The organism is Ruminococcus sp. OM06-36AC (genome assembly GCF_003438725.1).
In the GTDB taxonomy this organism is placed as follows: domain Bacteria; phylum Bacillota; class Clostridia; order Oscillospirales; family Ruminococcaceae; genus Ruminococcus_C; species Ruminococcus_C callidus.
Genome location: NZ_QSTT01000076.1, coordinates 1 through 676, shown reverse-complemented (window position 1 = coordinate 676; position 676 = coordinate 1). Strand labels below are relative to the sequence as shown.

1 protein-coding gene and 1 pseudogene are annotated in these 676 nt (G+C 46.9%); both read right to left on the bottom strand.

The window, feature by feature from the left end; all coding sequences use genetic code 11:
- A partial coding sequence (locus DXB92_RS14225; RefSeq protein ID WP_330015940.1) for a phage holin family protein occupies positions 1 to 252 on the bottom strand: 252 nt, incomplete at its 3' end.
- Positions 253 to 256: 4 nt separating this feature from the next.
- Positions 257 to 676 (bottom strand): annotated as a pseudogene (locus DXB92_RS13930) (hypothetical protein); the annotation flags it as partial.

Here is a 676-nt window from a genome sequence, read left to right as displayed (position 1 = left end):
CATCCGAACTGCAACGACGATCAGCATTAAAGTGCAGACCTTTTTCGCCAGACCGAACCAGCCGGCTTTGGAAGAAAGTCCACCGCTTTCTGTGTGTTTGGATTTTTTCATCATAGCGGTGATGATGCCGGTGAAAAAGTCGATTGCCATAAAGACGACCAGTGTCACCAGAGCGGAGTCCCAGCCGCCAAAAATGGCAGTAAAAAAGCCGCCGACCAAGCCGACAGCCACGCAAATGGTATCTTTCATCATATTTTCAACCCTCCAGTACTTTCAGGAATCGGATTTTCGGGTGGGAATTGTTGCTTCTGCCCACCCAGGCAAGGTAATATTCGCCGTCAGAAATGCTGGTGCATTCTGTGATGGTGGTGATAAAGGTGTCCGACTGCAGCCATTGGAAATCCAGAGAAACCGCACGATTTGCATCAATCTCTGTGTTTACATACACGCCAATAGGAATGTCAATTTTCTGCGGTTTCGGCACCAGATACAAACTTCCGGTTTCACTGGAACCCGACTGATAGGATATCACGATTTCAGCGTTTTTCGTCAAGGACAGAGACTTTGTACAAACAGTCAAAACCAACTTATCCCAGTTGAAGCACTCCTGTGAATAGGATAGTACAAAATCATTTGCTGCACTGCAAAACTGCGGATAGGCAGCCAGAAAATCTGT